General features: G+C 63.6%; 23 protein-coding genes. 6 read left to right on the plus strand and 17 right to left on the minus strand.

Annotated elements, in window-relative coordinates:
- Nucleotides 1-277 precede the first annotated feature (277 nt).
- Both ACN0S5_RS12850 and ACN0S5_RS12855 read left to right on the plus strand, forming a co-directional pair.
- On the plus strand, nucleotides 278-3,940 hold the full coding sequence (locus ACN0S5_RS12850; RefSeq protein ID WP_417208744.1) for a vitamin B12-dependent ribonucleotide reductase: 3,663 nt from the start codon (nucleotides 278-280) through the stop codon (nucleotides 3,938-3,940).
- A gap of 926 nt (nucleotides 3,941-4,866) precedes the next feature.
- Complete coding sequence (locus tag ACN0S5_RS12855) at nucleotides 4,867-5,115, plus strand: hypothetical protein (RefSeq protein WP_417208745.1); 249 nt, start codon at nucleotides 4,867-4,869, stop codon at nucleotides 5,113-5,115.
- Nucleotides 5,116-5,227: 112 nt separating this feature from the next.
- Here the strand turns inward: ACN0S5_RS12855 and ACN0S5_RS12860 are convergent, their stop codons facing one another.
- The 3 genes from ACN0S5_RS12860 to ACN0S5_RS12870 all read right to left on the minus strand — a co-directional run bounded on the left by ACN0S5_RS12860 (nucleotide 5,228) and on the right by ACN0S5_RS12870 (nucleotide 8,976).
- On the minus strand, nucleotides 5,228-6,757 hold the full coding sequence (locus tag ACN0S5_RS12860) for a peptidoglycan-binding protein (RefSeq protein WP_417208747.1): 1,530 nt from the start codon (nucleotides 6,755-6,757) through the stop codon (nucleotides 5,228-5,230).
- A gap of 293 nt (nucleotides 6,758-7,050) precedes the next feature.
- Entirely contained in the window at nucleotides 7,051-7,671 is a 621-nt protein-coding gene (locus ACN0S5_RS12865) for a YitT family protein (RefSeq protein WP_417208749.1), read from the minus strand.
- 90 nt (nucleotides 7,672-7,761) lie between these two features.
- Nucleotides 7,762-8,976, minus strand: coding sequence for an NADP-dependent isocitrate dehydrogenase (locus ACN0S5_RS12870; protein WP_417208751.1), 1,215 nt, complete (start codon nucleotides 8,974-8,976; stop codon nucleotides 7,762-7,764).
- A gap of 214 nt (nucleotides 8,977-9,190) precedes the next feature.
- Between ACN0S5_RS12870 and ACN0S5_RS12875 the strand changes: the two genes are divergently transcribed.
- A complete protein-coding gene (locus tag ACN0S5_RS12875; protein ID WP_417208752.1) occupies nucleotides 9,191-10,738 on the plus strand; it encodes a methyl-accepting chemotaxis protein in 1,548 nt (515 codons plus the stop codon).
- 9 nt (nucleotides 10,739-10,747) lie between these two features.
- Here the strand turns inward: ACN0S5_RS12875 and ACN0S5_RS12880 are convergent, their stop codons facing one another.
- The 4 genes from ACN0S5_RS12880 to ACN0S5_RS12895 all read right to left on the minus strand — a co-directional run bounded on the left by ACN0S5_RS12880 (nucleotide 10,748) and on the right by ACN0S5_RS12895 (nucleotide 14,659).
- Nucleotides 10,748-11,944: an MFS transporter gene (locus ACN0S5_RS12880; protein ID WP_417208754.1), complete on the minus strand. Its 1,197-nt coding sequence runs from the start codon at nucleotides 11,942-11,944 to the stop codon at nucleotides 10,748-10,750.
- 119 nt (nucleotides 11,945-12,063) lie between these two features.
- Complete coding sequence (locus ACN0S5_RS12885; protein WP_417208755.1) at nucleotides 12,064-12,423, minus strand: potassium channel family protein; 360 nt, start codon at nucleotides 12,421-12,423, stop codon at nucleotides 12,064-12,066.
- Nucleotides 12,420-13,064, minus strand: a complete 645-nt coding sequence (locus ACN0S5_RS12890; protein ID WP_417208756.1) for a DsbA family oxidoreductase — start codon at nucleotides 13,062-13,064, stop codon at nucleotides 12,420-12,422. The genes ACN0S5_RS12885 and ACN0S5_RS12890 overlap by 4 nt, the downstream gene beginning before the upstream one ends.
- A 74-nt stretch (nucleotides 13,065-13,138) precedes the next feature.
- Nucleotides 13,139-14,659: a class I adenylate-forming enzyme family protein gene (locus ACN0S5_RS12895; RefSeq protein WP_417208757.1), complete on the minus strand. Its 1,521-nt coding sequence runs from the start codon at nucleotides 14,657-14,659 to the stop codon at nucleotides 13,139-13,141.
- An 82-nt stretch (nucleotides 14,660-14,741) separates the two neighbouring features.
- Between ACN0S5_RS12895 and ACN0S5_RS12900 the strand changes: the two genes are divergently transcribed.
- Nucleotides 14,742-15,362, plus strand: a complete 621-nt coding sequence (locus ACN0S5_RS12900) for a helix-turn-helix domain-containing protein (protein ID WP_417208758.1) — start codon at nucleotides 14,742-14,744, stop codon at nucleotides 15,360-15,362.
- 5 nt (nucleotides 15,363-15,367) lie between these two features.
- Here ACN0S5_RS12900 and ACN0S5_RS12905 read toward each other — a convergent pair whose 3' ends face one another.
- The 8 genes from ACN0S5_RS12905 to ACN0S5_RS12940 all read right to left on the minus strand — a co-directional run bounded on the left by ACN0S5_RS12905 (nucleotide 15,368) and on the right by ACN0S5_RS12940 (nucleotide 21,815).
- Complete coding sequence (locus ACN0S5_RS12905; RefSeq protein WP_323768625.1) at nucleotides 15,368-15,601, minus strand: hypothetical protein; 234 nt, start codon at nucleotides 15,599-15,601, stop codon at nucleotides 15,368-15,370.
- A gap of 171 nt (nucleotides 15,602-15,772) precedes the next feature.
- Entirely contained in the window at nucleotides 15,773-17,065 is a 1,293-nt protein-coding gene (locus ACN0S5_RS12910) for a branched-chain amino acid ABC transporter permease (protein ID WP_417208761.1), read from the minus strand.
- Nucleotides 17,062-18,072, minus strand: a complete 1,011-nt coding sequence (locus tag ACN0S5_RS12915) for a branched-chain amino acid ABC transporter permease (RefSeq protein ID WP_417208762.1) — start codon at nucleotides 18,070-18,072, stop codon at nucleotides 17,062-17,064. Before ACN0S5_RS12915 ends, ACN0S5_RS12910 begins: the two co-directional genes overlap by 4 nt.
- An 88-nt stretch (nucleotides 18,073-18,160) precedes the next feature.
- Complete coding sequence (locus tag ACN0S5_RS12920) at nucleotides 18,161-18,547, minus strand: hypothetical protein (protein ID WP_417208764.1); 387 nt, start codon at nucleotides 18,545-18,547, stop codon at nucleotides 18,161-18,163.
- The gene (locus tag ACN0S5_RS12925) at nucleotides 18,544-18,909 is read right to left on the minus strand and encodes a hypothetical protein (protein WP_417208765.1); all 366 of its coding nucleotides are present in this window, start codon (nucleotides 18,907-18,909) and stop codon (nucleotides 18,544-18,546) included. Before ACN0S5_RS12925 ends, ACN0S5_RS12920 begins: the two co-directional genes overlap by 4 nt.
- A 10-nt stretch (nucleotides 18,910-18,919) precedes the next feature.
- The gene (locus ACN0S5_RS12930; protein WP_417208767.1) at nucleotides 18,920-19,747 is read right to left on the minus strand and encodes an ABC transporter ATP-binding protein; all 828 of its coding nucleotides are present in this window, start codon (nucleotides 19,745-19,747) and stop codon (nucleotides 18,920-18,922) included.
- Nucleotides 19,744-20,529: an ABC transporter ATP-binding protein gene (locus ACN0S5_RS12935; protein WP_323768613.1), complete on the minus strand. Its 786-nt coding sequence runs from the start codon at nucleotides 20,527-20,529 to the stop codon at nucleotides 19,744-19,746. The genes ACN0S5_RS12930 and ACN0S5_RS12935 overlap by 4 nt, the downstream gene beginning before the upstream one ends.
- A gap of 98 nt (nucleotides 20,530-20,627) precedes the next feature.
- A complete protein-coding gene (locus ACN0S5_RS12940; protein WP_417208769.1) occupies nucleotides 20,628-21,815 on the minus strand; it encodes an ABC transporter substrate-binding protein in 1,188 nt (395 codons plus the stop codon).
- A 155-nt stretch (nucleotides 21,816-21,970) separates the two neighbouring features.
- On the opposite strand from ACN0S5_RS12940, the gene ACN0S5_RS12945 reads away from it, so the two are divergent.
- Nucleotides 21,971-23,074: a PQQ-dependent sugar dehydrogenase gene (locus ACN0S5_RS12945; protein ID WP_417208772.1), complete on the plus strand. Its 1,104-nt coding sequence runs from the start codon at nucleotides 21,971-21,973 to the stop codon at nucleotides 23,072-23,074.
- Nucleotides 23,075-23,318: 244 nt separating this feature from the next.
- On the opposite strand, the gene ACN0S5_RS12950 is transcribed toward ACN0S5_RS12945, so the two are convergent.
- Together ACN0S5_RS12950 and ACN0S5_RS12955 are read right to left on the minus strand one after the other, a co-directional pair.
- On the minus strand, nucleotides 23,319-23,828 hold the full coding sequence (locus ACN0S5_RS12950) for a GNAT family N-acetyltransferase (protein WP_417208774.1): 510 nt from the start codon (nucleotides 23,826-23,828) through the stop codon (nucleotides 23,319-23,321).
- A complete protein-coding gene (locus ACN0S5_RS12955; RefSeq protein WP_417208777.1) occupies nucleotides 23,825-24,835 on the minus strand; it encodes a GlxA family transcriptional regulator in 1,011 nt (336 codons plus the stop codon). The genes ACN0S5_RS12950 and ACN0S5_RS12955 overlap by 4 nt, the downstream gene beginning before the upstream one ends.
- Before the next feature lie 311 nt (nucleotides 24,836-25,146).
- Between ACN0S5_RS12955 and ACN0S5_RS12960 the strand changes: the two genes are divergently transcribed.
- Nucleotides 25,147-26,517 (plus strand): class II 3-deoxy-7-phosphoheptulonate synthase, encoded by a 1,371-nt coding sequence (locus ACN0S5_RS12960; protein WP_417208780.1) that lies wholly within the window; start codon nucleotides 25,147-25,149, stop codon nucleotides 26,515-26,517.
- Nucleotides 26,518-26,709 lie beyond the last annotated feature (192 nt).

Below are 26,709 nucleotides of genomic sequence, written 5' to 3' on the forward strand. Positions count from 1 at the left end.
CTACCGCCCCTAGTAGGCTGCCGCTTGGTCAACACAAAATATATGTAGATATTGCGAAAAACCCGTTGACGACTCTGGCTCAGGAAGGCCATCTTGTGCTGGCCGGTCGGGACATCCACTAGATGTAGTGGCTACCGGCAAGGGACAGACTAGCACAGCAGACACTCAGACGGGTCTTCGGACCGGAACCGCGTGGCAACCGCGGATGAGGTGCGGTTTTCCCTTGCCAACCCGCCGGCACGAAAAAACGGGACAGCACTTCAGGGGCACAGTAGCGATGAAAATCGAAAGAAGGTTCACCAAAACAGGTCAGGACGCATACGCGGAGATCGACTTTGTCACCACCAAGTCGGAAATCCGCAATCCGGACGGAACCACGGTCTTTGCGCTCGACGCACTTGAAGTGCCGGCAGGCTGGAGCCAGGTGGCCAGCGATGTGATCGCGCAGAAATACTTCCGCAAGGCGGGCGTTCCGGTCGAGCTCAAGCGCGTTCCCGAAGAGGGCGTGCCAGAGTTCCTGTGGCGCTCGGTTCCCGCATCCAAGGACACGGCCCGCACCGGTGAAACCAGCGCGCGTCAGGTGTTTGACCGTCTGGCCGGTGCCTGGACCTACTGGGGCTGGAAAGGTGGCTATTTCACCACCGAGGAGGACGCGCAGGCCTATTTCGACGAAATGCGCGTCATGCTGGCGACGCAGATGGCCGCGCCGAACTCTCCTCAGTGGTTCAACACCGGCCTGCACTGGGCCTATGGCATCGACGGTCCCGGTCAGGGCCACTACTACGTCGACTTCAAGACCGGCAAGCTGACCAAGTCCAAGTCGGCCTATGAGCACCCGCAGCCGCACGCCTGCTTTATCCAGTCGGTCGCCGACGATCTGGTCGGCGATGGCGGCATCATGGATCTGTGGGTCCGTGAGGCGCGCCTGTTCAAATACGGCTCCGGCACCGGCACCAATTTTTCCTCGCTGCGCGCCGCGAATGAGCCGCTGTCGGGCGGCGGCAAGTCGTCCGGCCTGATGGGCTTCCTCAAGATCGGTGACCGCGCGGCGGGTGCGATCAAGTCGGGCGGCACCACGCGCCGCGCCGCCAAGATGGTGATCTGCGATGCCGACCACCCGGATATCGAGGAATTCATCAACTGGAAGGTGAAGGAAGAGCAGAAGGTCGCCAGCATCGTCGCCGGCTCCAAGATGCACGAAAAGATGCTGAACGGCATCTTCGAGGCGATCCGCACATGGGACGGCACCGAAGAGGGCGCCTATGACCCCAAGGAAAACGATGCCCTGAAAAAGGCGATCCGCGCCGCGAAGCAGGCGATGATTCCCGAGACCTACATCAAGCGCGTGCTGGATTACGCCAAGCAGGGCTATGCCAGCATCGAATTCCCGACCTATGACACCGACTGGGACTCCGAGGCCTATGCCAGCGTCTCGGGCCAGAACTCGAACAACTCGATCCGTGTCACCGATGCCTTTCTCAAGGCGGTCCGCGAGGACAAGCCGTGGGAACTGATCCGCCGCACCGACGGGGCCGTCGCCAAGACCATCAAGGCGCGCGACCTGTGGGAACAGGTGGGCCACGCCGCATGGGCCTGCGCCGATCCGGGCATCCAGTTTCACGACACCGTCAACGCATGGCACACCTGCCCCGAAGACGGCGCGATCCGCGGATCGAACCCCTGTTCGGAATACATGTTCCTCGACGACACCGCCTGTAACCTTGCGTCGATGAACCTGCTGACCTTCCTGCACGACGGCAAGTTCGACGCCGAGGGCTATATCCACGCCACCCGCCTCTGGACGCTGACGCTGGAAATCTCGGTGACGATGGCGCAGTTCCCGTCCAAGGAAATCGCGCAGCGCAGCTATGACTTCCGCACGCTGGGTCTGGGCTATGCCAACATCGGCGGGCTGCTGATGAACATGGGCTTTGGCTATGACAGCGACGAGGGCCGCGCGCTGTGCGGCGCTCTGACCGCGATCATGACCGGCACCGCCTATGCCACCTCGGCCGAGATCGCCGGTGAACTGGGGGCATTCCCCGGCTACACCCGCAACCGCGACCACATGCTGCGGGTCATCCGCAACCACCGCAACGCCTCTTACGGCGCGACCGAGGGCTATGAGACCCTTGCGGTCAAGCCGGTGCCGCTGGATCTGGTGAACTGCCCGGACGAAACGCTGGTGCATCTGTCGATGTCCGCATGGGACGAGGCGCTGAGCCTTGGCGAAAAGAACGGCTATCGCAACGCGCAGGTATCGGTGATCGCGCCCACCGGGACCATCGGTCTGGTCATGGATTGCGACACCACCGGGATCGAGCCCGACTTTGCGCTGGTGAAGTTCAAGAAGCTGGCCGGTGGCGGTTACTTCAAGATCATCAACCGGTCGGTGCCCGGCGCGCTGGAGCATCTTGGCTATACCTCCAGCCAGATCGAAGAGATCATCGCCTATGCGGTGGGTCATCAGACGCTGGGCAATGCGCCGGGCATCAACCACACCGCCCTGATCGGTCACGGCTTTGGCCCGGCGCAGATTGACAAGATCGAGGGCGCACTGGCCTCGGCCTTTGACATCCGGTTCGTATTCAACCAGTGGACGCTGGGCGAAGGGTTCTGCCGCGACGTCCTTGGCATTCCGACCGAAAAGCTGACCGATCCCAGCTTTGACCTGCTGCGCCACCTTGGGTTCTCCAAGGCGGACATCGAGGCCGCCAACGACCACGTCTGCGGCACCATGACCCTCGAAGGGGCACCGCACCTCAAGGACGAGCATCTGAGCGTCTTCGATTGCGCCAACCCCTGCGGCAAGAAGGGCAAGCGCTATCTCAGCGTCGAGAGCCATATCCACATGATGGCGGCGGCGCAGTCGTTCATCTCTGGTGCGATCTCGAAGACGATCAACATGGCCAACGACGCCACGATCGAGGATTGTCAGAAGGCCTATGAACTGTCGTGGTCGCTGGGGGTGAAGGCCAACGCGCTGTACCGTGACGGATCGAAACTGTCGCAGCCGCTGGCCGCAGCCCTTGTCGAGGATGACGATGAGGCCGCAGAGATCCTCGAATCCGGCAACCAGACCGAAAAGGCCCAGGTTCTTGCCGAAAAGATCGTCGAAAAGGTGGTCATCAAGGAGATTGTGAAATCACAGCGGTCCAAGATGCCGGAACGCCGCAAGGGCTATACCCAAAAGGCCATCGTTGGCGGCCACAAGGTGTACCTGCGCACGGGTGAGTATCAGGACGGCAACCTTGGCGAGATCTTTATCGACATGCACAAGGAAGGCGCTGGCTTCCGTGCGATGATGAACAACTTTGCCATCGCGGTGTCGGTCGGTCTGCAATACGGCGTGCCGCTGGAGGAGTTTGTCGACGCCTTCACCTTCACCAAGTTCGAACCGGCGGGCATGGTGCAGGGCAACGACAGCATCAAGAACGCGACTTCGATCCTTGACTACATCTTCCGCGAACTGGCGGTCAGCTATCTGGACCGCACCGATCTGGCGCATGTGAAACCCGAAGGGGCGTCCTTTGACGACATCGGCCGGGGTGAGGAAGAAGGGGTGTCCAACCTCAAGGAACTGTCGGAATCCGCCGCGACCCGGTCGCTGGAAGTGCTGAAACAGATCAGCTCGACCGGCTACCTGCGCAAGCGGATGCCGCAGGAACTGGTGGTGCTGCAAGGTGGTCAGGCCACGGTGGCGCTGGAGGCCGGAACCGATGCCGAACAGGTGTTGCGCACACTGGTGCCTGCCACCGCTGCGGGGCCCAAGACCAGCGTTTCGTCCACCTCGACCATTGCGATCAGCACCGCTGTGACCCGCGCCAAGATGCAGGGCTACGAAGGCGAGGCCTGCAACGAGTGCGGCAACTACACGCTGGTGCGCAACGGCACCTGCATGAAGTGCAACACCTGCGGCGGCACCTCGGGCTGTAGCTGAGATTGCGGAGAAGTTCAAGATGACCACAATGCGCAAGCAGATCGATGGGGATTGCGAAGGCTTCAATGGAGAAAGCGTCTTCGTAATGACTGATGGATCAATTTATCGGCAAACGGAATATTACTACTGGTACAGTTACTCCTACATGCCGCACGTAACCATCGTAAATGATAGGGAAATTGTCATTCCAAATGCACCTAAAGTTATTCGCGTAGAAAGATTGAAATAGTCGGGGCGCAGAATAATCTTACCGACTTCGGACCGATCCAGGCTGTTGTGAAGGTTAGCAAGGGTTAGATGCAGGGAATACACTGAACAATGAAGGGCGCTGCCGAGACGACGTATTCGATAGGGATGGCGTCCTCAGAGCCCCCTTCTCCTTCACGTTCGCGATGACTTTAGCAGGGCGTCCGCGCCCTGCTATTTGAGACACCCCTGGGGGGGTGATGCGGGGCCCGTTGCCAGGGGCCCGCGTGGTTAGGGTGGTACTTGGGAGTCCCGTCCCGCCATCCGGTCCAGGGGTCGGTGCGCCGACCCCCGACGCAGACAAGGCCGCAGGCAAAAACAAACCTCGGGCGGTGAAACATACGAGCCTTGTCAGCGAAACTCAGAGCGTCCCTCCCCGGGGCGCTCTTTTTTTGTCCGATGACCGTTTGATCCCACGTTTGTCGCCCTCCGCGACTCATTTGCGGGTTCCCGCCGCCGGGGTTTGCGGCGCTCTTTCGGCGGTGGTGTGCCGGGGCGGGCGGCTGCGGGGCGCGGCTTCCCGCGCGGTGTTTTTGGGCGGCCTTGCTCCGCTGATGGGGCCACGGAAATCCGGCAACCCTCCGCGCGAAATCGGGTCGGCGGCGATGGGGGGATGCGGGGGGCGAAAATCACCTCCACCTTGCGGGTACTTTCAAACCACCACTCACGGAGGAAAGAACATGAAAGCCACTCTCGTCACCACCGCAGCCGTTGCCTTGCTGGCCCTTCCGGCCTTTGCACAGGACATGGACGGCCCGGACACCGATGGTGACGGCCTTGTCTCGCTGATCGAGGCGCAGGCCGCGTATCCGGACCTGTCGCAGGACGATTTTGCCCAGGCGGACACGGATGCGGACGGGTTCCTCGGGACCGAAGAGATGGAGGCCGCAATGGCCGCCGGGCTGATCCCCGCGCAAGACGGCGGCTGACGCGCCTCTTTGCGCCCCGCCGCTCAGGTGGCGGGGCGCGCTCTCCGGGACGGCACAGAGTGCCGTCGGGCTGAAGGTCGGGCCCAAAATCGGGCAATGCGTTGGGCTAGGATCAGCGGAATTCAATCCGGCAGTTCACCAACTCGCCAAAGATCGTGCGCTGACAGACGCGGACCCGCTGGCCCTGCGGTTCCGGCTGCGGGGCAGGGTCCAGCGCGGCGGGGCGGTTGAAGACCGGCGCAGGGGCGTTTTGCACGCGCTGGCGCTCTGCCTCTTCGCGGCGTTCTTCTTCAAGGAATTCGGCGTATTGCGCCTCACTCTGGCGCACCAGAACATCGCGTTGCGCGCTGTCCAGAAAGCCGGTGGCGTCAAAGCCGTTGCTGTCCTGCCAGTCCCGCAGCGCCTGCCGGGTGCCGGGGCCAAAGATCCCGTCCGCGCCCCGCGTGTCAAAGCCCAGCAGCGTCAGACGGTTCTGGATTGCCTGCCGGTCATCATAGCGCAGGTCCATCAGCGCCTCGGTGCCCGCCGTGGTTCTGGGCAAATCGCCCACCGCATCCACGATGATCGAGCCACTGGCATCCGCCGAGGCCATCTTGCGCGCGTCTTGCAGGGTCTGATCCTCGGGAATCAGCTTCCAGAAGTCGCGGAACGGGAATTCACGCCATTCTTCGGGCACCAGCCGGACATGGACCTCACGCAGACGCGGGTTGCCGCCGGTGGTCCAGTCCTTGCTCGTCCGCAGCTTGATCGACGCCGCCGGGTCGTCCGCCGTGGCGGGGGCCGAGGTCAGTTCCACCTGACAGCCAATCCACGACGGCACCCCGTCCACGATGGCCTCGACCAGATAGGTGGCCTTGCGGTGCGCCGATGCGCCGCTTTCACGCAGGACCCGGTGATCATAGACCGATTGGTCGGGGCGCGATCTGTCGGGATCGAAATCCGCGTTCTCGCGGATGCAGGCGCGGGTGACCATCTCGTCACCCAGACTGCTGGGGGCCTCGAACCCCTCCAGCCGCAGGCCAAGGGCGCGCGCCTCGTCAACCCGGTCGACATAGAGGATATCGCTGTCCTGAAGCGCCATGACCTGCGCCGCGAAATCCGCCGTCATCTGGAACTTGTCCATGCGGGCGGTGATCTCACTGGCGGATTTCAGCGCCGCATCCATCGCGGACAGGGTCTGGCCATCGGCGTATTGACCGGCGTCCAGCACGCGGGCCAGCGACCCGAACCCCAGTTCGGCGTTCAGATGCAGGCTCTTGTTCGGTTCCGGCTGGCGGTCCTTGCCGGAGCTGCTGCCGCCCAGAAAGGCAAAGGCGCAGGAACTCAGGCAGGCTGCGCCATCGTCGACGGCGGTGGGGATGCCCCGGTCATACAGGTAGTCGGCAATCCGGATCGCCTCGGCAAAGGAGCCGCCGGCGCTGTCCAGACACAGCGGCCGGGTGCCGCTGGCAAAACTGCGGCTGTCCAGCGCGCGGATCTTGTCGAGGTCGCCGGTGGCGATCTCCCCGGTCAAAGTCGCGGCGCAGTCGAAATGTTTGCCGGTGGTTGTCACGATGTCACCGGCCTTGGCCGGGACCGGCGCAAAGACCGCGCCGCACATCAGCGCGGGCAGGATGGATCGGCGGAATAGGGCAGCTGTCATCTTCACTCTCCAAACCTGTCAGCAGAACGACAGGACGACTCATAACCCGTTGCGGCCAGTGATCAAAGCTTGGGGAGGTCGGTTCGCCCGTGGTGCGGTAGCGGTGCAACCCTTTTGCAGCGCGCGAACAGGGGCTGGGGCCCGGCAGACAGGCCCGCGCGCACCTGTCCCGGACCTGATCCGGGACCGCCACCCTGCGGGTTCCGGTCGGGTCAGGTTTGCCGGAATAGATGAGGATTGAACCGCAAGTATCTGCTTTGAATGCTATATCGCGTATTGTCCGAGGCCGCTGCTTACGACCGCGCGACGTAACGGTCCCGGCGATGATTGATCGTCACCATCAGGTTCAGGATCACGGCCCCCAAAAGAGAGACCGCAACCACCTGCCAGTCAAAGATCGCCAGCGCCAGCGTGAACACCCCCAGATCAAAGCCCAGTTGCACCGCGCCCGCCGGAATCCCACGCGTGTCCTGCAACCACAGCGCGACAATCCCGACACCGCCCAGCGTCGCCCCGTGCCGGAACAGCACGATCAGCCCCAGCCCGGCCAGCACGCCGAACAGAACCGCGCTGACCGCCGGATGCTGCGGGTCGAGGTGTAACAGGGTCGGCAGCAGTTCGGTTTGCGCGGACATCAGGCCCACAGCGGCAAAGGTCTTGACGGTGAACCGCCAGCCCATCTGGCGGATCGCCAACAGGTAAAAGGGCAGGTTCAGCACAAAGAACACCGCGCCAAAGGACCAGCCGCCCGCATAGCTTGCGATCAGCGACAGCCCGGCAATCTGTCCGGTGATCAGGCCGCTTGCCTTAAGGAACATCACCGCCAGCGCCATCAGGCAGGTGCCGACCAACAGGCCAAGGGCATCCTCCCAAAGGCTGTGGCGATCGGCGGGGGGCAAGGAGAGCAGGGTCATGGCTTGGCGATGCCCCGCAAACCGTCTGAAAGGCAAGCATTTGGGGCGCAATTCCGCTTTGCGCCCCCGGCAAGGCTCAGCACAGCGGCATCAGCCCGCCAGTGCCTTGTTCAGGGTCTCGTCGATCTTTTCAAGGAAGCCCATGGTGGTCAGCCAGCCCTGATCCGGCCCGACCAGCAGCGCCAGATCCTTGGTCATGTGACCGGCTTCCACCGTCTCGATTATCACCCGTTCCAGCGTCTCGGCGAATGCGCGCAGCGGCGTGTTGTTGTCCAGCTTGGCGCGGTGCTTCAGCCCCCCGGTCCAGGCATAGATCGAGGCAATCGAGTTGGTCGAGGTCGACTGCCCGTCCTGATGCTGGCGATAATGCCGCGTGACCGTGCCATGGGCGGCCTCTGCCTCGACGATCTTGCCGTCAGGGGTCATCAACTGCGACGTCATCATACCGAGGCTGCCAAAGCCCTGCGCCACGGTGTCGGACTGCACGTCGCCGTCGTAGTTCTTGCAGGCCCAGACGAATTTTCCGTTCCATTTCAACGCACAGGCGACCATGTCGTCGATCAGACGGTGCTCGTACCAGATGCCCGCGTCCTTGAATTTTTCGGCGAACTCGGCCTCATAGATTTCCTGAAACAGGTCCTTGAAGCGCCCGTCATAGGCCTTGAGGATGGTGTTCTTGGTCGACAGATACACCGGCCATCCCAGATCCAGACCGTAATTCAGTGAGGCGCGGGCAAAGTCGCGGATCGAGGCGTCCTGATTGTACATGCCCATGTAGACGCCCGCGTCCGGCGCGTCATAGACCTCGCGCTCGATCACCTCGCCATTGGTGCCTTCCCATTTCATCGTCAGCTTGCCAGCGCTGGGAAAGTGGAAATCCGTCGCTTTGTACTGGTCGCCAAAGGCATGACGGCCCACCACGATGGGATCGGTCCAGCCCGGCACCAGACGCGGCACGTTGCGGCAGATGATCGGCTTGCGGAACACCACACCGCCAAGGATGTTGCGGATCGTGCCGTTGGGCGATTTCCACATCTTTTTCAGGCCAAATTCCTCGACCCGCGCTTCGTCCGGGGTGATGGTGGCGCATTTGACGGCGACGCCGACCTCCTTGGTCTTTTCGGCGGCGTCGATGGTGATCTGGTCCTCGGTCCGGTCGCGTTCTTCGATGCCCAGATCGTAGTAGAGCAGGTCAATGTCGAGATAGGGCAGGATCAGCTTTTGCTTGATGAAATCCCACATGATGCGGGTCATCTCATCCCCGTCCATTTCGACGATCGGGTTGTCGACCTTGATCTTTGTCATGATGCGCCCCTTCGGCATTGGGTGACTCGCCCTGTCATAGCGGTTTTCCGTGGGCGCGAGAATGCGGTATGCAAAGGTATACCGCATTAAATGGCTATGCCGGGGCAAAGCCCGCCTTTGGCGCGATTTTAGGCAATAATTTTTGAGCATTAATCGGTGGGTAAGGGCCCGGACGCTACCCCACGGGATGAGGTACTGGTCGGAGAGTCATGTCATGAGTGGCCCCATGTCGTTTATGGATCGGTTGGACGGGCGTTTGCTTGCCACCTGCGTCAACCTGCTTTTTGTGCCGCTGGCCTTTGGGGTCATCTGGCTTTCCGGGCAGGCCATGTCCCCGCTGCTGTTGGTCGGACTGCCATTGGCGGCCGTCGGCGCGGTGCTTGCGCGGCGCCTGCCGGGGGGGCCGGGCGATGCGCTCATTGCCACCATGCTCATCGCGCAGGCGATGCTTGTGACGGTGCAGCTTGCCGGGCACCCGTGGCAAAGCGAAACCTATGTCATCTATTTTGTCCTGCTGGCCATCGTCTCGACCCAGCGGCGGGTCCGCGTGCTGGTCTGGGCCTGCGCCATGACAGCGGTGTTTCTGCTGGTGTCGGCGATTTACTGGCCGTCGCCGGGCCTGGCCATGGGCGAAGGCGGGGCCGCGCTGGTGCGCAGCGGATTACACGCGGTTTTGGTGGCGCTCGAAGGCGGGGTTCTGGGCGTTGCCATCCTCCAGCGGCGCAATTCGCGCGAACAGATCAAACAGGCCGCATCCCGGCTGGAGCTGGAGCGCCGGATGGCCAAAGATGCCCAGGCCGAGGCGGAGGCCGCGCAGCGCACCTCGCAGGAAGTGGTCGACAAGGTGCGCGTGGCGCTGTCACGGCTGAGCGGGCGGGACATGACCTGTTCCATCGCGCCGCCCTTTCCGACCACGCATGAGATCATGCGTCAGGATTTCAACACCACTGTCGAGACGCTGCGCGATGCGTTTCTCAGCTCCAGCGACCTTGCCGGATCGCTGACCGACGACGCGCAGGTTCTGGCGCAACAGATGATGGAGATGTCCGGGCAGTCCGATCAACAGGCGCGGCGATTGTCCGACATGACAGAGGCCGCGGCGCAGCTTTTGCAAAAGTTGACGGTAACAGTGGAAGAGGCCGGTCAGGCCGCCACGGCCACCGGGCAGGTCCACAGCAGCGCCGAACAGATCGATACGGTGACCACTCAGGCGGTGTCGGCCATGCGCGGGATTGAGGACAGCTCCCGACAGATTTCGCGCATCGTCGACCTGATTGACGACGTGGCGTTTCAGACCAACCTGCTGGCGCTCAACGCCGGGGTCGAGGCGGCGCGCGCCGGTCCCTCGGGCAAGGGGTTTGCGGTGGTCGCCACCGAGGTCCGGCATTTGGCGCAATCCACGTCAGAGGCCGCCGGTGGCATACGCAAGCTGATCACACACAGCGGCGAACAGGTCAAAAGCGGGGCGGAACTGGTGGATGCGGTTGGTCGAAGCGTGTCGGAAATTCTCAAGACTGTGACACAGGCCAGGGCGCTCACAGATACCATTTCGGTCCGCAATTCAGAACTTGTCGGGGCGGTTGAGGGATTGAACCGCACCATCTGCGATGTGGACCGGCAATTTGGTCAGACGGTTGAAACCGGGAAACAACTGGCCGCGCGGTCGCGCAAGATGACCATCGCCTCCAAAAAGCTGTCCTGCGACATAGAGGCGTTCACCTTTACCGAGGCCGATCTGATCCGTGGCATGTCAGAGGCATGACCCCCGGTTTCAGCCCGCGGCGGCCTCGGCCCGGCGCATCGCGGCCATCAGCATCTGCCCGGCGATGGCAAAGACCAGCACGCCCAGCGTCAGCGGGATCGCCGTGCCATTGAACAGCAGACCGACAGGAACCGCCAGCAGCACCGCCGCCACCGTCGCGATAAACCCGATGATCGAGGCGGCCATGCCCGCGATATGCCCCATGGGTTCCATGGCGATGGCGTTCAGGTTGCCTATGGTCAGGCCCGCCTGAAAAAACGCCATGAACTGCCAGAAAAAGAACATCGAAAACAGCGCGTTCCCGGCCACCCCCGCGACCAGAGCCGCCAGCATCACACCGCTGACAACGATCTGAACGCCCAGCATCAGCGACACCAGCCGCCGCATCCCGATCCGCATCACCAGCATGGCATTCGCCACGCTTCCCGAGGCGGACAGCAGCGCGGTCGCGCCGAACCAGATCGGAAAACTCTCGGCCCGGTCAAACACGCCTTCATAGATCGGCTGGATGCTGGAAATCGTGGCGAACAACATCCCGAACACAAGGCTTTGCACCGCGATGGACAGGCGCACCACCGGGTTGGCCAGCATTTCACGGGTCGCCGACATCAGCGCCGCCGCACGGAACGGACGCCGTGCGGTGCGCGGCAGCGTTTCGGGCAGGCGCAGCGCCAGCCAGACGCTCAGAACGCTTGCGAAGATCACAAAGGCCCAGAAAATTGCCGTCCACCCGGAGACCGCCATCAGCCCCGCGCCGATGCTGGGTGCGATGGCCGGCACCAGCGTGAAGACGATCATCACAAAGGACATGACTTGCGCCATCTGCCGCCCGACAAACAGATCGCGGATGATCGCCATGGCCACCACCCGCGGCCCGGACGCCCCCAGCCCCTGCACCAGCCGCGCCGCCAGCAGCAGCCCAAGGCTGTCGGCCTGCGCCGCCAGTCCGGCGGAGACGATGTAGAGCGCGCAGCCCGCCAACACCACGGGTTTGCGCCCGAAGGTATCGGACAACGGCCCGGTGAACAGCGTGCCCAGCCCCATGCCCAGAACAAAGACCGTCACCACCAGTTGCACCTGATTGGGGGCCTGCGGGCTGAGTTCCGCAGCCATGGCGGGCAGGGCCGGCAACATGGCGTCGATCGAAAAGGCGATGGTCGCGGCCAGCATCGCCATCAGCGCAATGAGTTCGACACGTCCGGGCATGGCGGAGCGGGCGGCCGCGACCGTCTGTCGGGCATCTGGGGCGGCGTCCCGTGGAGTGTGCATTGCGACCTCGGATTTTGGTCCGCCGCCCTTACCACGCCTGCCGGGGGAGGAACAGATCAACCGGAAGCGTCGGGCCGGTCGTCTTCATTCGCGGCGCGCGGCATGTCCTTGTCCTGTCCCAGACGGGCCACCAGCCATTCGGTATGTTCCTCGCGCTTGCGCATGGCGAAGACGCCGAACTGCTGGACCGCCACCGCGAAAATCCCAAGCCCCAGCAGGATAAACACGGTGGTGCCGATCTTGCCCGCCGGGGTCGCCGGCACCAGTTCGCCGTAGCCGACCGTCGACAGCGTCACCACGGAGAAGAAATAGGAATCGAGCCAGCTCCAGCCTTCGACATAGCGAAAGAACACGGTGCCAAGGGCGATGATCAGCACCAGTGTCAGGACCAGGGTCAGGAGTCGCAGTCTGGTCATGCGGCAGGATCGGCCCCCGCGCGCAGTTCCTCGATCACCCGGCGCCACAGGTCGGGCGGCTGCGCGCCGGGGACCGCGTGGCGGCCCGCAACGATGAAGGTGGGAACAGAGGTGATCCCCATGCCGCGCGCCGCGGCATCGCGCTCGACAATCTCCTTGCGGTCCTCGTCGGACCGCAGCAGGCGCAGGATCAGGCTGGCGTCCATGCCCTGATCGTCGGCCACATCGGCCAGAACCTCGGCGTCCCCAATGTCGCGCCCTTCGACGAAATAGGCGCGGAACAGGGCCGAGACGACAGGCGTCTGACGCCCTTCGATCCCGGCCCAATGGATCAGACGATGCGCGTCCACGGTGTTCGGGGTCTTGGCGATCGTATCGAGATGCAGGGTCAGACCGGCCGCCTCGGCGTTTTCATGCACCGGCAGATAGGCCTGTACCGCGCCCTCCTTGCCGCCGAATTTCGTTTCCAGATAGGCGCGGCGGTCCATGCCCGCGGCGGGCATGTCCGGGTTCAGCATGAACGGCAGCCAGCGGATCTGGAACGGATGATCCGGGAAATCCTGCAACGCGCGGTCAAGATGCGCCTTGCCGATATAGCACCACGGGCAGATGGGATCGGAAAAGATGTCGAGCTGGATCATGGGGGCCTCGTATTTTCTACCTAGATGGCACGCTGTCGGCGCAGAGTCGAATTTTCGTCGAAAATTCGTCTCTCCTAGCCGATGACATGCGCCTTGAGCCGGGTGCGCAGCAGTTTGCCATTGGGGTTGCGGGGCAGGGCATCGACGCGGACAAAGCTGCGCGGGCATTTGTAGCGCGCCAGCCGGGCGGCGGCCTCGGCCTTCAGCCGGTCCTCGTCCAGTTCCTGCTCCGCCGTGTAAAAGGCGGCGACGATGCGCACATCTTCCTTGACGGCGATGTCCGTCACCGCCAGTTCGATCACCCCCGGCAGTCCGGCCAGCGCCGCCTCGACCTCCAGCGGCGAGACCCGGTAGCCACCGGCGTTCATCATGTCGTCGTTGCGGCCCAGATAGGTGATATGCCCGTCCGCATCCATCGTCCCGTGATCGCCGGTCAGAAACCAGTCGCCGCTGAATTTCTCCGCCGTGGCCTCTGGCGCACCGACATAGCGCAGCATCAGGCCGGGGTCGTTGCGGTCCACGGCGATGACGCCTTCGGTGTTCAGGGGGCCGGGTTGTCCGTCGGCGTCAAGGATCGCCACCCGTCGCCCGCTCTGCGGGCGTCCCAAAGTGCCCGGCACCCCCGGCACCCCCGGCGCAGCAGAGATGAAGGTGGAACATTCCGACATGCCGTAGGCCTCAAAGATCTCTGTGCCGGTCGCTGCGCGCCAACCGTCGCGCAGCGTGGCGGACAGCTTTTCCCCCGCCGCCAGCCCATGCCGCAGCGCGGGCATCGGGGGGAGCGGGAACTTCAGCATCTGCCGGTAGACGCCCGGCGCTGCGGCAAAGATCGTCGCCTCGAACCGTTTCATCAACAGGGCCAATTGCGCGGGATCGCTGCCGGCGGCGGGGATCAGCGCGGTGGCGCCACGGGTCCAGGGATCCATCAGCCCGGTGCCCAGCGTGTAGGTCCAGTTGAAGGCCCCGGCATGCAGCAGCCTGTCCTCAGGCCCCAGCCCGTACCAGCCGTCCATCATCATCTGTCGCGCCCAGATCGCGCGGTGCGCATGACCCACCGCGCGCGGCGTTCCAGAGGTGCCGGAGGTGTAGATGATATAGGCCAGCCGCTCCGGGTCGCCCAGGACATAGTCGGCGGCGGGCAGAGCATGCCACGCCTCATAGGTCTGGGGTCCGAACACCGGCAGATCCGTCTCCGGGCAGGGGACGTTTTCGGCACGAAGTATGGCCTTTGGGGCAAGATGGTCGATGATCTTGGTCACTTCCGGCGCGGTCAGCTGCGACGAGGTCGGAACCGGCACGATGCCCGCGGCGATGGCGCCAAGGTAGGCAATCGGGAAATCGATCGTATTGCCCAGCCGCATCAGCAGGATGTCACCGGGGACAAGGCCCGCCTGTCGCAACCCGGTGGCCGTCCCGCGCACCGCCGCTGTCAGCCGGGCGTAGGACCAGCGCTGTGCCCCGGTCGGACGCACCACCGCCAGCGCGATCTTGTCAGGCACGGCCGCGCCTGCGGCCAGCACATGGGCGGCCAGATTGAAGTTGGCCGGGCAGGGCGCAAAAGGCCCCTCATCGAAGAGCGAATGGGTCAGGGTCATGATGTTTCGCCTAGCCCGCCGCGCCCCGGCCCGCAAGAGGCGCGCTTGCAACACCCCCGACCGCATCCTATAGCACAGGACTATGTCGCGAGATCCCAAATCCCTGATCCGTATTGCCCGCGAGTCCGGCGATGCGCCCCAGCCAGAGCCGCTGGACCTTGGCAACCGCGTGCGCGAGTTGCGCAAGGAACGCAATTGGACGCTGGAACAGGCGGCCCGTCAGGCAGGGCTGGCCCGGTCCACCCTGTCCAAGATCGAAAACGGCCAGATGTCGCCCACCTACGACGCGCTGAAAAAGCTCGCCGTGGGGCTGGAGATTTCGGTGCCGCAGCTGTTCACGCCGCCGCAGCAGGAAAAGGTCAATGGCCGGATGGCGGTGACCCGCTCGAACGAGGGGCAAAGCCATGCCACCGCCACCTATGAGCACGAGTTGCTGGCCGAAAGCCTGACGCGCAAAAAGATGCTGCCGTACCGGGCGCGGGTCCGGGCCCGCAGCATGGAAGAGTTCGACGGCTGGGTGCGCCACGACGGCGAGGAATTCCTGTATGTCCTGACCGGCGTCGTCAAGCTGTTCACAGAGTTCTACGAACCCATCGAGATGAAGCGCGGCGACAGCGCCTATTACGACGCGACCATGGGGCACAACGTCGTGTCGGTCTCCCCCGAGGACGCAACGATCCTCTGGGTGACATCGCTGGGCTGATCCCGCTACTGGCTCGACAGTTCTGTCGCGCGCCGGGCGAGATCCTCGCGGTGCATGAAATCCTGTAGCGCGTCGCGGGCCTCTTCGACGGTCAGTTCATGCATGTCTGCGATATGCCGGGTCAGCGCGCGGCTGTCACGGGGTGGGTCTGCCAGACGACTGCGGTCCAGCCGTGGAAACCGCGACTGCAACCCGACAACCATGTTGTCCCAGTTGGCCGATAGTTCATGCCAGTTCATGTCAGGCGCTCCTTCATGTCCGCCTAATCTGAAATGTATCTTTTTTGACAGCGTCGAAAAAGAGGCCAAGCCGCCGCAGGTCAGGTCGCGGCGCACGCGCCGCAAGGGCCTTGGCGTTTCGCGCCGACCTGTCCGTTTGCGGGGGACGGTCGGCGCCGGTGGCAACGGGGCTCAGCGTTCCGGCAACAGCCCGCGGGGCGAGAACCGCAGCACCATCAACAGGATCACCCCCATGGTCAGCAGGCGCATGTGCTGCACGCTGTCCAGAAGATGCGCCTTGAGGTTGGAATCGTCGGGCATCCAGCTGGTGACCCATGTCATGAAACCGGGGCCAAGCGTTTCCACCTGCACCCAGAGGAACCAGATCAGGAAACCGCCCAGAACCGCGCCAAGGTTGTTGCCCGATCCGCCGACGATCACCATCACCCAGATCAGAAAGGTGTAGCGCAGCGGCTGGTAGCTGGTCGGGATCAACTGCCCGTCCAGCGTGGTCATCATCGCCCCGGCAATGCCGCAGATGGCAGAGCCAAGGATAAAGACCTGAAGGTGGCGATAGGTGACGTCCTTGCCCATGGCGCGCGACGAGGTTTCGTTGTCACGGATCGCCCGCATCATCCGGCCCCACGGCGAGTTCAGCGCCAGTTGCGCCAGCACCAGCAGGATCACCAGCACCACCGCGAACATCAGCCCGTAGCTGATCTTGATATAGAGCGTCGAGGCCGCTGTCGGTTCCAGTCCGAACCCCGCCGCGCGCTCGACAAACGTGGGATCGTTTTGCAGGTCGATGGCGTCGCGGACCGGGCGCGGCAGGCCGGTGACGTTCTTGACGCCACGGGTCAGCCATTCCTCGTTTTTCATGATCGCGATGATGATCTCGGAGATGCCCAGCGTCGCGATGGCCAGATAGTCCGACCGCAGCCCCAGCGCCGTCTTGCCGATGATCCACGCCGCCCCGGCGGCGAGGAATCCGCCGACCACCCAGCCGATCACCACCGGCAGGCCCAGACCGCCCAGAAAGCCGGTGCCGGCAGGGTTCACCGCCTCGATGGCGTCCACGGCCGGATCACGCACCATCCGGTAGAGGATGAAACCCGCGATCAGCAGCGCCGCCGCCAGATAGCGGTTCTGGGTCTTTTTCCATGCGAAGAAGGTCAGGATGATGGTGCCCGCGCCAAGGATCAGCGCAAACAGCGCCCGCGCGCCCCCGGCGGCCCATGCCTCTTGCACCGGGTCGACAGAGGTCAGCACCACGGCCATGCCGCCAAGGGCGACAAACCCCATGACGCCGACGTTGAACAGCCCGGCGATGCCCCATTGCAGGTTCACCCCCAGCGCCATGATGGCGCTGATCAGTCCCATGTTCAGGATGACCAGCGCAAGATCCCAGCTTTGGAAAACCCCGGTGCCGATGATCAGCAGGGCGACAACGCCAAACAGTGTGGCGGTTCGGATCTGGTTGCTCATACCGATTTCCCCTTGAACAGGCCCGTGGGCTTGAACAGCAGCACCACCACGAGGATCATGAAGCTGACCGCGAATTTGTATTCCGTGGCCATAAGTTGCACGAGGCCGGATGGCTCCAGCGCGTCAGGCATCAGGTAGACCAGCACCTTTTTCCACGCATAGGTGATCGCCACCTCGGAAAAGGCGATGACAAACCCGCCCGCGATGGCCCCGAGAGGCGAGCCCAATCCGCCGACGATGGCGGCGGCAAAGATCGGCAGCAGCAACTGGAAATAGGTGAAGGGTTTGTACGACTTGTCCAGCCCGTAGAGCGTGCCGGCAATGGTGACCAGCGCCGCCACGATCAGCCAAGTCACCATGACCACCCGTTCCGGGTTGATCCCCGACAGCAGCGCCAGATCCTCATTGTCGGAATAGGCGCGCATGGATTTGCCGGTGCGGGTCTTGTTCAGGAACCAGAACAGCGCGATCACCACAAGGATCGCGGTGATCACCGTCAGCCCCTGCGTCGTCTTGATGCCCAGCCCCTCTTCGAGGCCGGTCATCTCCTTGAAGTCGCGCACGTTGATGATGAACCGCTCACCATCGTCGAACCGCTGGTCATCGGTGCCAAGGATAAAGCGCGTCAGCCCGTTGTAGATGAACATCACCCCGATGGAGACGATCACAAAGACTACCGGCTTGGCCTTTTGGCCGCGGTAAAAGCGATAGATCCCCCGGTCGGTGATCAGCATCAGCGCGGCGGTTCCGGCGATCCCGAAGGGAATCGCCAGCAGCGCGGTGGGCAGCGGCCCCAGACTGATGCCCCATGACTGGAACAGCCATGTGAACAGGATCACCACCATGGTGCCAAAGGCCATGGTGTCGCCATGTGCAAAGTTGGAAAAGCGCAGGATGCCATAGATCAGCGTCACCCCCAGCGCCCCAAGCGCCAGCTGGCTGCCATAGGTCATCGCGGGGATGAGCACGAAGTTGGATAGCGCCACGATGGCGTTGAGAAAATCCATCAGGTGTTGCCCTCGTTGGTCGGCCGCGCGGTTGCTCCGGCGGCTCTTGTTGTGTGTGTGTCGGTCATGCGCCCGGTCATTTGAACAGTCACTCCGTGACCACGCAGTCGCCGTGATAGGTCACGACCATCAGCGGATCGGCGAAATGGACGCTCAGTTTGGCGATGCCTTCGGGGGTCTGGCTGAGCAGGTAGCTGGCATGGGCATCGGAGGCGTCGATCACCAGCACACCGTTGACCACGCGCGCGGTGCCCTTGGCCGGGCCGGTGCCCATATCCAGCACCGCGTCGCCGGGCATCTGTTTGGGCAGATCGACGTCATGGCCGAACTGGGCAAAGGTGCAGGCCTCTTCTTCAAGGCATTCCACCGTGTAGGTGCACGACATCAGCGCCGCGCCCTGTTTTTCGATGATATCGGCGACCGCCGCCGTGGCGCATCCCGTCAGGGCCATGGCCAGAACCGTTTTTTGCATCATCCGGTGTCCTTGCATCTGCCTTGCCACGGGGTCTGGTCGGCATCGCTCAGCCGCGCCGCGCCGTCCCGGTCCATCGTCAGCAGCCATCCCCGGTCCGGAGCCCAAAAGCCGCGCTGCCCGGTCTCGGACAGGATCGCCTCGGCGGTGAACCCGTCGTCGTCGCCAAGCCTCACCCGGCTGATACGCCTGCGCGGCGGCTCATTCCGGTCCAGTGGCGGCGCGAAACTGGCGCTGTCCAGATCGAAGCGCAGCGACAGCCGGTCGTCCCCCCGCGCCAGATCACAGTCATACGTCTCGACCGCCGCCCGCGCGGGACTGTGCAGCGCCCCCAGCAGGAGCGACCCCAGTACCGCGTGTTCCACGGCCCGCACCTCAGCCCCCCAGAAAGCTCTTGCGGACTTCGGGATCGGCCAAAAGCTCTTTGCCGGTCCCGGTAAAGGCGTTGCGCCCCTGAACCAGAACATAGCCCTTGTCCGCGATTTCCAGCGCCTGCCGCGCGTTCTGTTCCACCATCAGGATCGAAATGCCGGTGCGCGCCACCTCGATGATGCGGTCGAACAGTTCATCCATCACGATGGGAGAGACCCCGGCGGTGGGCTCATCCAGCATCAGAACCTTGGGTTTGGTCATCAGCGCACGGCCCACGGCGACCTGCTGACGTTGACCGCCCGACAGTTCCCCCGCCGGTTGGCGGCGCTTTTCGCGCAGGATCGGGAACAGGTCATAGACCTGCTCCATCGTGGTGCGGAAATCGTCCAGCCGGATAAAGGCCCCCATCTCAAGGTTTTCCTCGACGGTCATCGAGGTGAAGATATTGGAGGTCTGCGGGACAAAGCCCATGCCCTGCGCCACCCGGTCCTGCGGTGTCAGCGCGGTGATGTCGTGGCCGTCGAGGCGCACCGCGCCGCTGCGCACATCCAGCATCCCGAACACCGCCTTCATCGCGGTGGATTTGCCCGCGCCGTTGGGGCCGACAATCACCGCGATCTCTCCCTTGTCGACGGCGATGGTGCAGTCGTGCAGGATGTCCGGCCCCTTGCCGTAACCGCCGGTCATGGTGTCACCGATCAGGAACGGCCCGCCGGGGGCGTCCTTGATCGGGCCGGATTTACGGGTCGAGTCGATCTCGCTGGGCTTGCTGGCCTTGGTGATCGAGGCGTCCTTGTTGCCGCGGTCGTTCTGGTATGGGTTGTCGCTCATGCCTGCGCCACCTGGTCCTTGTTCTTCAGCCCGGTGCCCAGATAGGCCTCGATCACCGCCTCGTTGGCCTTGATCTCATCCAGCGTGCCCTCGGCCAGTTTCTTGCCCTCGGCCATGACGATGACCGGGTCGCAGATGCGGCCAATGAAATCCATGTCGTGTTCGATCACGCAGAAGGTGTAATCGCGTTCCTGATTGAGCCGCACGATGGTATCCGCGATGGTGTTCAGCAGCGTGCGGTTCACGCCTGCGCCGACCTCATCCAGAAACACGATCTTGGCGTCGACCATCATCGTGCGCCCCAGTTCCAGCAGCTTTTTCTGGCCGCCGGAAATGGCCCCGGCGGGGTGATCCGCCAGATGCGAAATGGTCAGAAAATCAAGCACCTCGTCCGCCTTGGCGCGCAGGGCGCGTTCCTCTTCGGCGATGCGTTTTCGGCCAAACCATGTGTTCCACAGCGCCTCACCGGATTGCCCGCCCGGCACCATCATCAGGTTCTCGCGGCAAGTCATCGAGTGGAACTCATGCGCGATCTGGAAAGTGCGCAGCAGGCCCTTGTGAAACAGCTCATGCGGCGGCAGGCCGGTGATGTCCTCACCGTCCATCGTCACCGTGCCGCTGGTCGGTTCCAGCGCGCCCGCGATCACGTTGAACAGCGTTGTCTTGCCCGCGCCGTTGGGCCCGACAAGCCCGGTGATCGACCCTGTGGCGATCTCAAGCGAGGCACCGTCGACGGCCCGGAACGCACCGAAATGCCGGTGCAGGTTATCCACCTTGATCAAGGATTATCCCCCAAGAGCGCCGCCCGCAGGGGTGGCGTCCTCAAATAGCGAAAAAAGCAGCCCGACAGATGTCGGGCTGCTCTTGTCACGGTTCCGGTTTACTTGAACGAGACGGTTTCCGCAGCACCACCCGTGATGGTGTAGTACTTGTAGCTGCCAGCGGCTTCACCCGGTCCGATCAGCTCGACACCCGATGCGCCGACATAGTCGATGTCGCCACCACCGGCGAGGATTTCCAGCGCCTTGCCCAGTTCGCCCGGCAGGATCGGCTCACCCGGCGCGTTGGCCACGTCCATCAGGTTGGCGGCAATCGCGTCGGAGGTGGCTGCGCCACCCTTCATCATCGCCAGCGCGATCAGCGCGGCGGCGTCATAGGACTCACGCGTGTAAGAGCTGTCGCCGTTGATGCCCGCCGCTGCGGTGATGGTGGCAAACGCGTCCGCGCCTGCGCCCTCGGCCCAAGGCACGGTGCCGATCGACCCTTCCAGAGCGTCGGCCAGTTCGGTGAACAGGGTGTCGCCATACATGCCGTCGCCCATGACATAGGTGTCAAACGCGCCGGTGTCATAAGACGCCTGAATGATGCCTTTGCCGCCCTGGTCGGTATAGCCCAGAACAATCAGCGCCTGACCGCCAGCCGAGGCAAGCGCGCCGATTTCGGCCGAATAGTCTGCCTTGCCGTCGTCATGCGGTGCCGACAGGGTGATGGTGCCCGCAAAGGACGATGCAAACGCATCGGCAAACCCTTTGCCGTAGTCGTTGTTGGTATAGGTCACCGCAACTTCGGTGATGCCCTTCTCGGCAAGGATCTCGGCCAGAACGGCACCCTGACGGGCATCCGACGGCGAGGTGCGGAAGAACAGGCCGTTGTCTTCGGCGGTCGACAGCGCCGGCGAGGTGGCGGAGGGCGATACCATCGGCACGCCGTTCGGCACGGCCACGTTCGACAGGATCGCGCCGGTCACGCCGGAACAATCCGCGCCCATGATGGCGACGACGCCTTCGGTGGTGACAAGCCGTTCTGCGGCGGCTGTGGCGGCGGCGGCGTCGATGCAGGTCGAATCCGCGCGGGTCGGGGCCAGCGTCACACCATCCAGGAATGTACCGGCTGCGTTGACCTCGGAGATGGCCAGTTCGGCGGCGTCCGCCATCGCGGGGGTGATCGATTCAATCGGCCCGGTGAACCCGAGGATGATGCCGATCTTGGCCTCGGATGCATGGCTTCCGGCCAGAGCGGCAGAGGCGACGAGGGTGCAGGCCGTGGTGGCCATAAGCAGTTTTTTCATTGTTAATCTCCCGTGTTGGATCTTGTGTCCTGGCGCGAGCCTAAGGAGGGTTTTGGAAAAAGGGAAGGGGCCTTGCATGTGATGGTTTTCCCTTCTCTCCCCCTTGTTAGACAAAGCGACACGGCCATATCGCAAAGGGAACAGGAGGTGAATTCATGATTTTCAAACCTGCCGTAACGGCACTTGCCGTCGGTCTTGCCGGCCCGCTGGCCGCCGAGGCGATCCAGACCTCTGCCGGTCCGATGACCGCCGAACCGATGGTCGCGGACCTCGACACCCCCTGGGCTTTCGACTTTCTTCCCGATGGGGCCATTCTGGTCACCGAAAGAGACGGCCAACTGCTGCGGATCGCGGGCGACACCCGGACAGAGGTGCGGGGTGTGCCAAAGGTTGTGGCGGACGGGCAGGGCGGCCTTTTGGACATCCTCGTGCCGCGCGATTTCGCCACCCGCCGAGAGCTGTTCTTTACCTATGCCAAACGGCAGGGCTTTCGCGGATCGGGAACGGCGGTCTACCGTGCGCGATTGTCTGAGGATGGCACGCGGCTGGAGGACGGCACCACCATCTTTGAAATCGCGCGCGGCACCAGGGGCGGTTACCACTTCGGCTCGCGTCTGGTCGAGGCATCTGACGGGCACCTCTTTGTGACCGTGGGCGACCGGGGCGACGGACCCAAGGCGCAGGACCTGTCGATGCACAACGGGTCGGTGTTGCGGATCACCCGCGACGGCGCGCCCGCGCCGGGCAATCCGCTGATCGGCACCGAGGGCGCGCTGGCCGAGATCTGGTCCTGGGGGCACCGCAATCCGCAGGGCGCGGCGCTGGATGCCAGCGGCCAGCTTTGGGCCGTCGAACACGGGGCCAAGGGCGGCGATGAGGTGAACCGGATCGATCCGGGCGTGAACTATGGCTGGCCGGTGATTTCCTACGGGGTCAATTACGATGGTCGCAAACTGGGCGAAGGCACCGCCAAGGAGGGCATGGCGCAGCCCGTCCACTATTGGGACCCTTCCATCGCGCCCTCGGGCATGACCTTTTATGACGGCGCCGTGGCAGAGTGGTCGGGCAACGCCTTTATCGGGTCGCTCAAGTTCGATTACATCTCGCGGCTGACCGGCGACCCGCTGGCAGAGGTCGAGCAGATCAAGGGCGATGAAACCCTGCGCGTGCGCGATGTGGATCAGGGGCCGGACGGGGCGCTGTGGTTCCTCAGCGTCGGCAATGGCGTGCTGTACCGGCTGGTGCCTGCCGGGGACTGACCTGCGCGCGGTGCGTTTCCATTTGGTCAATCTCTGCGCCGCATCTTCGCCCGTGGTACCACCGAAAACCGGATCAACGCCCCTCTTGGGGGCCTTTCGATCTGCGCAGACCGAGGGGGCGACGCCCCAAGAGGCCGGGTTTGACAGCCCGGTGGCATGATCCGACCGGCGGCCGCCGTTCTTCGGACCTTTCACAAAGCCGATACCGACAGACCTGCCCAAGGCCCCGGCCTTGCGGCGGGCGTCAGGCCTGCGCGGGCATTGCCAGACTGTAATAGGCGCTGTCGCAAACCTCATAGCCGCCATAGAGGTAATCGCCGACCACAGTGCGATCATGGGTGAACCCCAGCTTTTCCAGCAACCGGACAGAGCCGGTATTGCGCGGGTCCAGATCGGCGGTCAGCCGGGTCAGATCGGGGCGGCGGCGGGCGATTTCGGTCAGGATGGCGGACATCGCCTCATAGGCCAGACCCTGCCCCCAATAGTCGGGGTTCAGGATATAGCCGACCTCCGGGTCGCGCCACATCCCGGCCTTGCCGATGCAGCGCCCGTCCTTTTCGAGGATGTATTCAACGCGCCCGTCATGCCCGTAGCCGTTCATGAAATAGCGCAGGAACTCCGCCGTCTGAGCAATATCGTCATGCGCAGGGCGCGACCAGTAGCGCATGACACTGGGGTCCGACAAGATCCTGTGCAGCGGCTCCAGATCGGTCAGCCGCCCCGGACGGAGCAGCAACCGCTCTGTCCGGATCATACCGACAGGCGCGTGGCCTGTGCGCCGCGTTCCCGGTAAGGCGTTGTCTTGTAATGCGCGCGGTAGCATTTCGAGAAATGCGAGGGCGAGGCGAACCCGCAGGCCAGCGCCACGTTGATCACGCTCATTTCCGTCTGCATCAACAGGTTGCGGGCCTTTTGCAGGCGCAATTCCATATAATACCGCTTCGGTGAGCGGTTGAGGTAGCGCCGGAACAGCCGCTCCAGCTGGCGGGTCGACATGCCCACCTCCTTGGCAAGGATCGCCGGGCTGATCGGTTCCTCGATGTTGGTCTCCATCATCTGGATGACCTGACTCAGCTTGGGGTGGCGCACGCCGATGCGGGTGGGCACAGACAGGCGCTGGGTGTCCTGATCGGTGCGGATCGAGGAATAGATCTGCTGGTCGGCCACGGCGGTGGCCAGTTCCTCGCCGTGGTCGTTGGCGATGATTTGCAGGAACAGGTCAATCGAAGAGGTGCCCCCGGCGGTGGTCAGCCGGTTGCCGTCAATGGTAAAGACCGATTTGGTCAGCTCGACCTCGTCGAACTCTTCCGAGAAACTGTCCTGATTTTCCCAGTGGATGGTGGCGCGCTTGCCGTCCATCAACCCGGCCTTGGCCAGCGCATAGGTGGCCGTGCACAGCCCGCCCATGGTCAGCCCCTTGCGGGCCTCGCGCCGCAGCCAGCTGAGCAGCCGCTTGGTGGTGGCCTGCTGCACCTCGGCGCCGCCGCAGATCACAACCGTGTCGTCGCGGTGCAATTCGTCCAGCCCGCCGTCCAGATGAAATATCGTTCCGGTGGAACAGGTCGCGGTTTCGCCGCCTTCGCCAACCACCCGCCATTCGTACAGCTTTTTCTGCGACATGCGGTTGGCCAGCCGCAGGCAATCCAGTGCGGCGGCAAACGACAGCATGGTGAAATTGTCCAGCAGAACAAAGACAAAGCGGCGCGGCTTGGGCGGGACGCTGTCGAGTTCGATGACCTGGCGCTGCGGCGGGGGAAACATGGAAAGCCACCTTCGTGATCGTGTTGCGGCATCCTGTCCGCAATTTTATCGTGGCACATGGGCAGAACTCCCCCGCAGCGTCAAGACATGTCGCAAACTAATCGCCGTCCGACCCGAATGCGCGCGCTGTGCTGTCTGCACCGGGTTTGGCGTTGCGGGGGGCGGAAAACGCGGCGTCGGTCCCCGAAACCGGCAGCGCCGGGGCCGATTGCCAAAGGATGAGGCAAAGGAAAAACACGGCTGGTCAGGGGGCGGGACGTGACGTATACCCCTTGACCGTTAGCGCTCAAATTGATGACCGGAGAGAACAGATGACCGAGTGGCAGAAATCGAACTGGCGTGCCAAGCCGCGGGTTCAGATGCCCGAGTATACGGACGCCGAAGCCCTGACCGCTGTCGAGGCGCAGATGGCCAAGTATCCGCCGCTCGTCTTTGCCGGCGAAGCGCGCAGGCTGAAACAGCATCTGGCCGCCGCCGGCCGCGGTGAGGCGTTCCTGTTGCAGGGCGGCGATTGCGCCGAAAGCTTTGAACAATTCTCGGCCGATGCGATCCGCGACACCTTCAAGGTGATGTTGCAGATGGCCATGGTGCTGACCTACGGGGCCAAGGTTCCGGTGGTCAAGGTGGGCCGCATGGCGGGCCAGTTCGCCAAGCCGCGCAGCGCGCCCACAGAGGTCAAGGATGGCGTCGAGCTGCCCAGCTACCGGGGCGACATCATCAACAAGCTGGCCTTCACGCCAGAGGCGCGCATCCCCGATCCGCGCAACATGTTGCAGGCCTACACGCAGGCCGCGGCGACGCTGAACCTGCTGCGCGCCTTTTCCACCGGCGGCTATGCCGACGTGCACAAGGTTCACCAGTGGACGCTGGGTTTCACCGAAAGCGAAAAGGCCGCGCGTTACCGCGAGATGTCGACGCGCATTCAGGACGCGCTGGATTTCCTCACCGCGGCGGGTGTCACCGGCGATCAGGCGCACACCCTGCACACGGTCGATTTTTACACCAGCCACGAGTCGCTGCTGCTGGAATACGAAGAGGCGCTGTGCCGTCAGGATTCCACGTCCGGCAACTGGCTGGCGGGGTCGGGTCACATGATCTGGATCGGCGACCGCACCCGGCAGCCGGACGGCGCGCATGTGGAATACGCACGCGGCGTGCTGAACCCGGTGGGCCTGAAATGCGGCCCGACGACCACCTCTGAGGACCTCAAGGTTCTGATGCAAACGCTGAACCCCAAGAACGAAGAGGGCAAGCTGACCCTGATCGCACGCTTCGGCGCGGGCAAGGTGGGTGAAAACCTGCCGCGTCTGATCAAGGCGGTGCAGGAAGAGGGCGCCAAGGTGACTTGGGTCTGCGACCCGATGCACGGCAACGTCATCAAATCGGCCACCGGCTACAAGACGCGGCCTTTCGACTCGATCCTGCGCGAAGTGCGCGAGTTCTTTGGTGTGCATGAGGCCGAGGGCACCATCCCCGGCGGCGTGCATTTCGAGATGACGGGCCTTGACGTGACCGAATGCACCGGCGGCGTGCGCGAAGTCACCGATGAGGATCTGTCGGACCGCTACCACACCGCCTGCGACCCGCGCCTGAACGCCTCGCAGTCGCTGGAACTGGCGTTCCTCGTGGCCGAGGAACTGGTGACACGCCGGGCCAAGGCGGCAGAGGCTGCAAGCGCCTGATTTCAGCGTTCCGGTTGAATGATCAAGACGCCTCCGCAGGACACTGCGGGGGCGTTTTCCGTTTTGGGACACTCAGGCCGACTATAGACCGCCCGGTGTAAGGGCATCGGTGGCCCCACGCGGGGGTCTGGGCAGCACGTACAGGGTCCAGCCGCTTGCGCCGCCTTTTGACACAAAAAGACCCCGACCGTG

Source organism: Antarctobacter sp. (assembly GCF_048262615.1).
Taxonomy (GTDB): domain Bacteria; phylum Pseudomonadota; class Alphaproteobacteria; order Rhodobacterales; family Rhodobacteraceae; genus Antarctobacter.

Coding starts and splice junctions, on each gene's coding strand:
- ACN0S5_RS12850 (WP_417208744.1), top strand. CDS start 278: ATGAAAATCGAAAGAAGGTTCACCAAAACAGGTCAGGACGCATACGCG.
- ACN0S5_RS12855 (WP_417208745.1), top strand. CDS start 4,867: ATGAAAGCCACTCTCGTCACCACCGCAGCCGTTGCCTTGCTGGCCCTT.
- ACN0S5_RS12860 (WP_417208747.1), bottom strand. CDS start 6,757: ATGACAGCTGCCCTATTCCGCCGATCCATCCTGCCCGCGCTGATGTGC.
- ACN0S5_RS12865 (WP_417208749.1), bottom strand. CDS start 7,671: ATGACCCTGCTCTCCTTGCCCCCCGCCGATCGCCACAGCCTTTGGGAG.
- ACN0S5_RS12870 (WP_417208751.1), bottom strand. CDS start 8,976: ATGACAAAGATCAAGGTCGACAACCCGATCGTCGAAATGGACGGGGAT.
- ACN0S5_RS12875 (WP_417208752.1), top strand. CDS start 9,191: ATGAGTGGCCCCATGTCGTTTATGGATCGGTTGGACGGGCGTTTGCTT.
- ACN0S5_RS12880 (WP_417208754.1), bottom strand. CDS start 11,944: ATGCCCGGACGTGTCGAACTCATTGCGCTGATGGCGATGCTGGCCGCG.
- ACN0S5_RS12885 (WP_417208755.1), bottom strand. CDS start 12,423: ATGACCAGACTGCGACTCCTGACCCTGGTCCTGACACTGGTGCTGATC.
- ACN0S5_RS12890 (WP_417208756.1), bottom strand. CDS start 13,064: ATGATCCAGCTCGACATCTTTTCCGATCCCATCTGCCCGTGGTGCTAT.
- ACN0S5_RS12895 (WP_417208757.1), bottom strand. CDS start 14,659: ATGACCCTGACCCATTCGCTCTTCGATGAGGGGCCTTTTGCGCCCTGC.
- ACN0S5_RS12900 (WP_417208758.1), top strand. CDS start 14,742: ATGTCGCGAGATCCCAAATCCCTGATCCGTATTGCCCGCGAGTCCGGC.
- ACN0S5_RS12905 (WP_323768625.1), bottom strand. CDS start 15,601: ATGAACTGGCATGAACTATCGGCCAACTGGGACAACATGGTTGTCGGG.
- ACN0S5_RS12910 (WP_417208761.1), bottom strand. CDS start 17,065: ATGAGCAACCAGATCCGAACCGCCACACTGTTTGGCGTTGTCGCCCTG.
- ACN0S5_RS12915 (WP_417208762.1), bottom strand. CDS start 18,072: ATGGATTTTCTCAACGCCATCGTGGCGCTATCCAACTTCGTGCTCATC.
- ACN0S5_RS12920 (WP_417208764.1), bottom strand. CDS start 18,547: ATGATGCAAAAAACGGTTCTGGCCATGGCCCTGACGGGATGCGCCACG.
- ACN0S5_RS12930 (WP_417208767.1), bottom strand. CDS start 19,747: ATGAGCGACAACCCATACCAGAACGACCGCGGCAACAAGGACGCCTCG.
- ACN0S5_RS12940 (WP_417208769.1), bottom strand. CDS start 21,815: ATGAAAAAACTGCTTATGGCCACCACGGCCTGCACCCTCGTCGCCTCT.
- ACN0S5_RS12945 (WP_417208772.1), top strand. CDS start 21,971: ATGATTTTCAAACCTGCCGTAACGGCACTTGCCGTCGGTCTTGCCGGC.
- ACN0S5_RS12950 (WP_417208774.1), bottom strand. CDS start 23,828: ATGATCCGGACAGAGCGGTTGCTGCTCCGTCCGGGGCGGCTGACCGAT.
- ACN0S5_RS12955 (WP_417208777.1), bottom strand. CDS start 24,835: ATGTTTCCCCCGCCGCAGCGCCAGGTCATCGAACTCGACAGCGTCCCG.
- ACN0S5_RS12960 (WP_417208780.1), top strand. CDS start 25,147: ATGACCGAGTGGCAGAAATCGAACTGGCGTGCCAAGCCGCGGGTTCAG.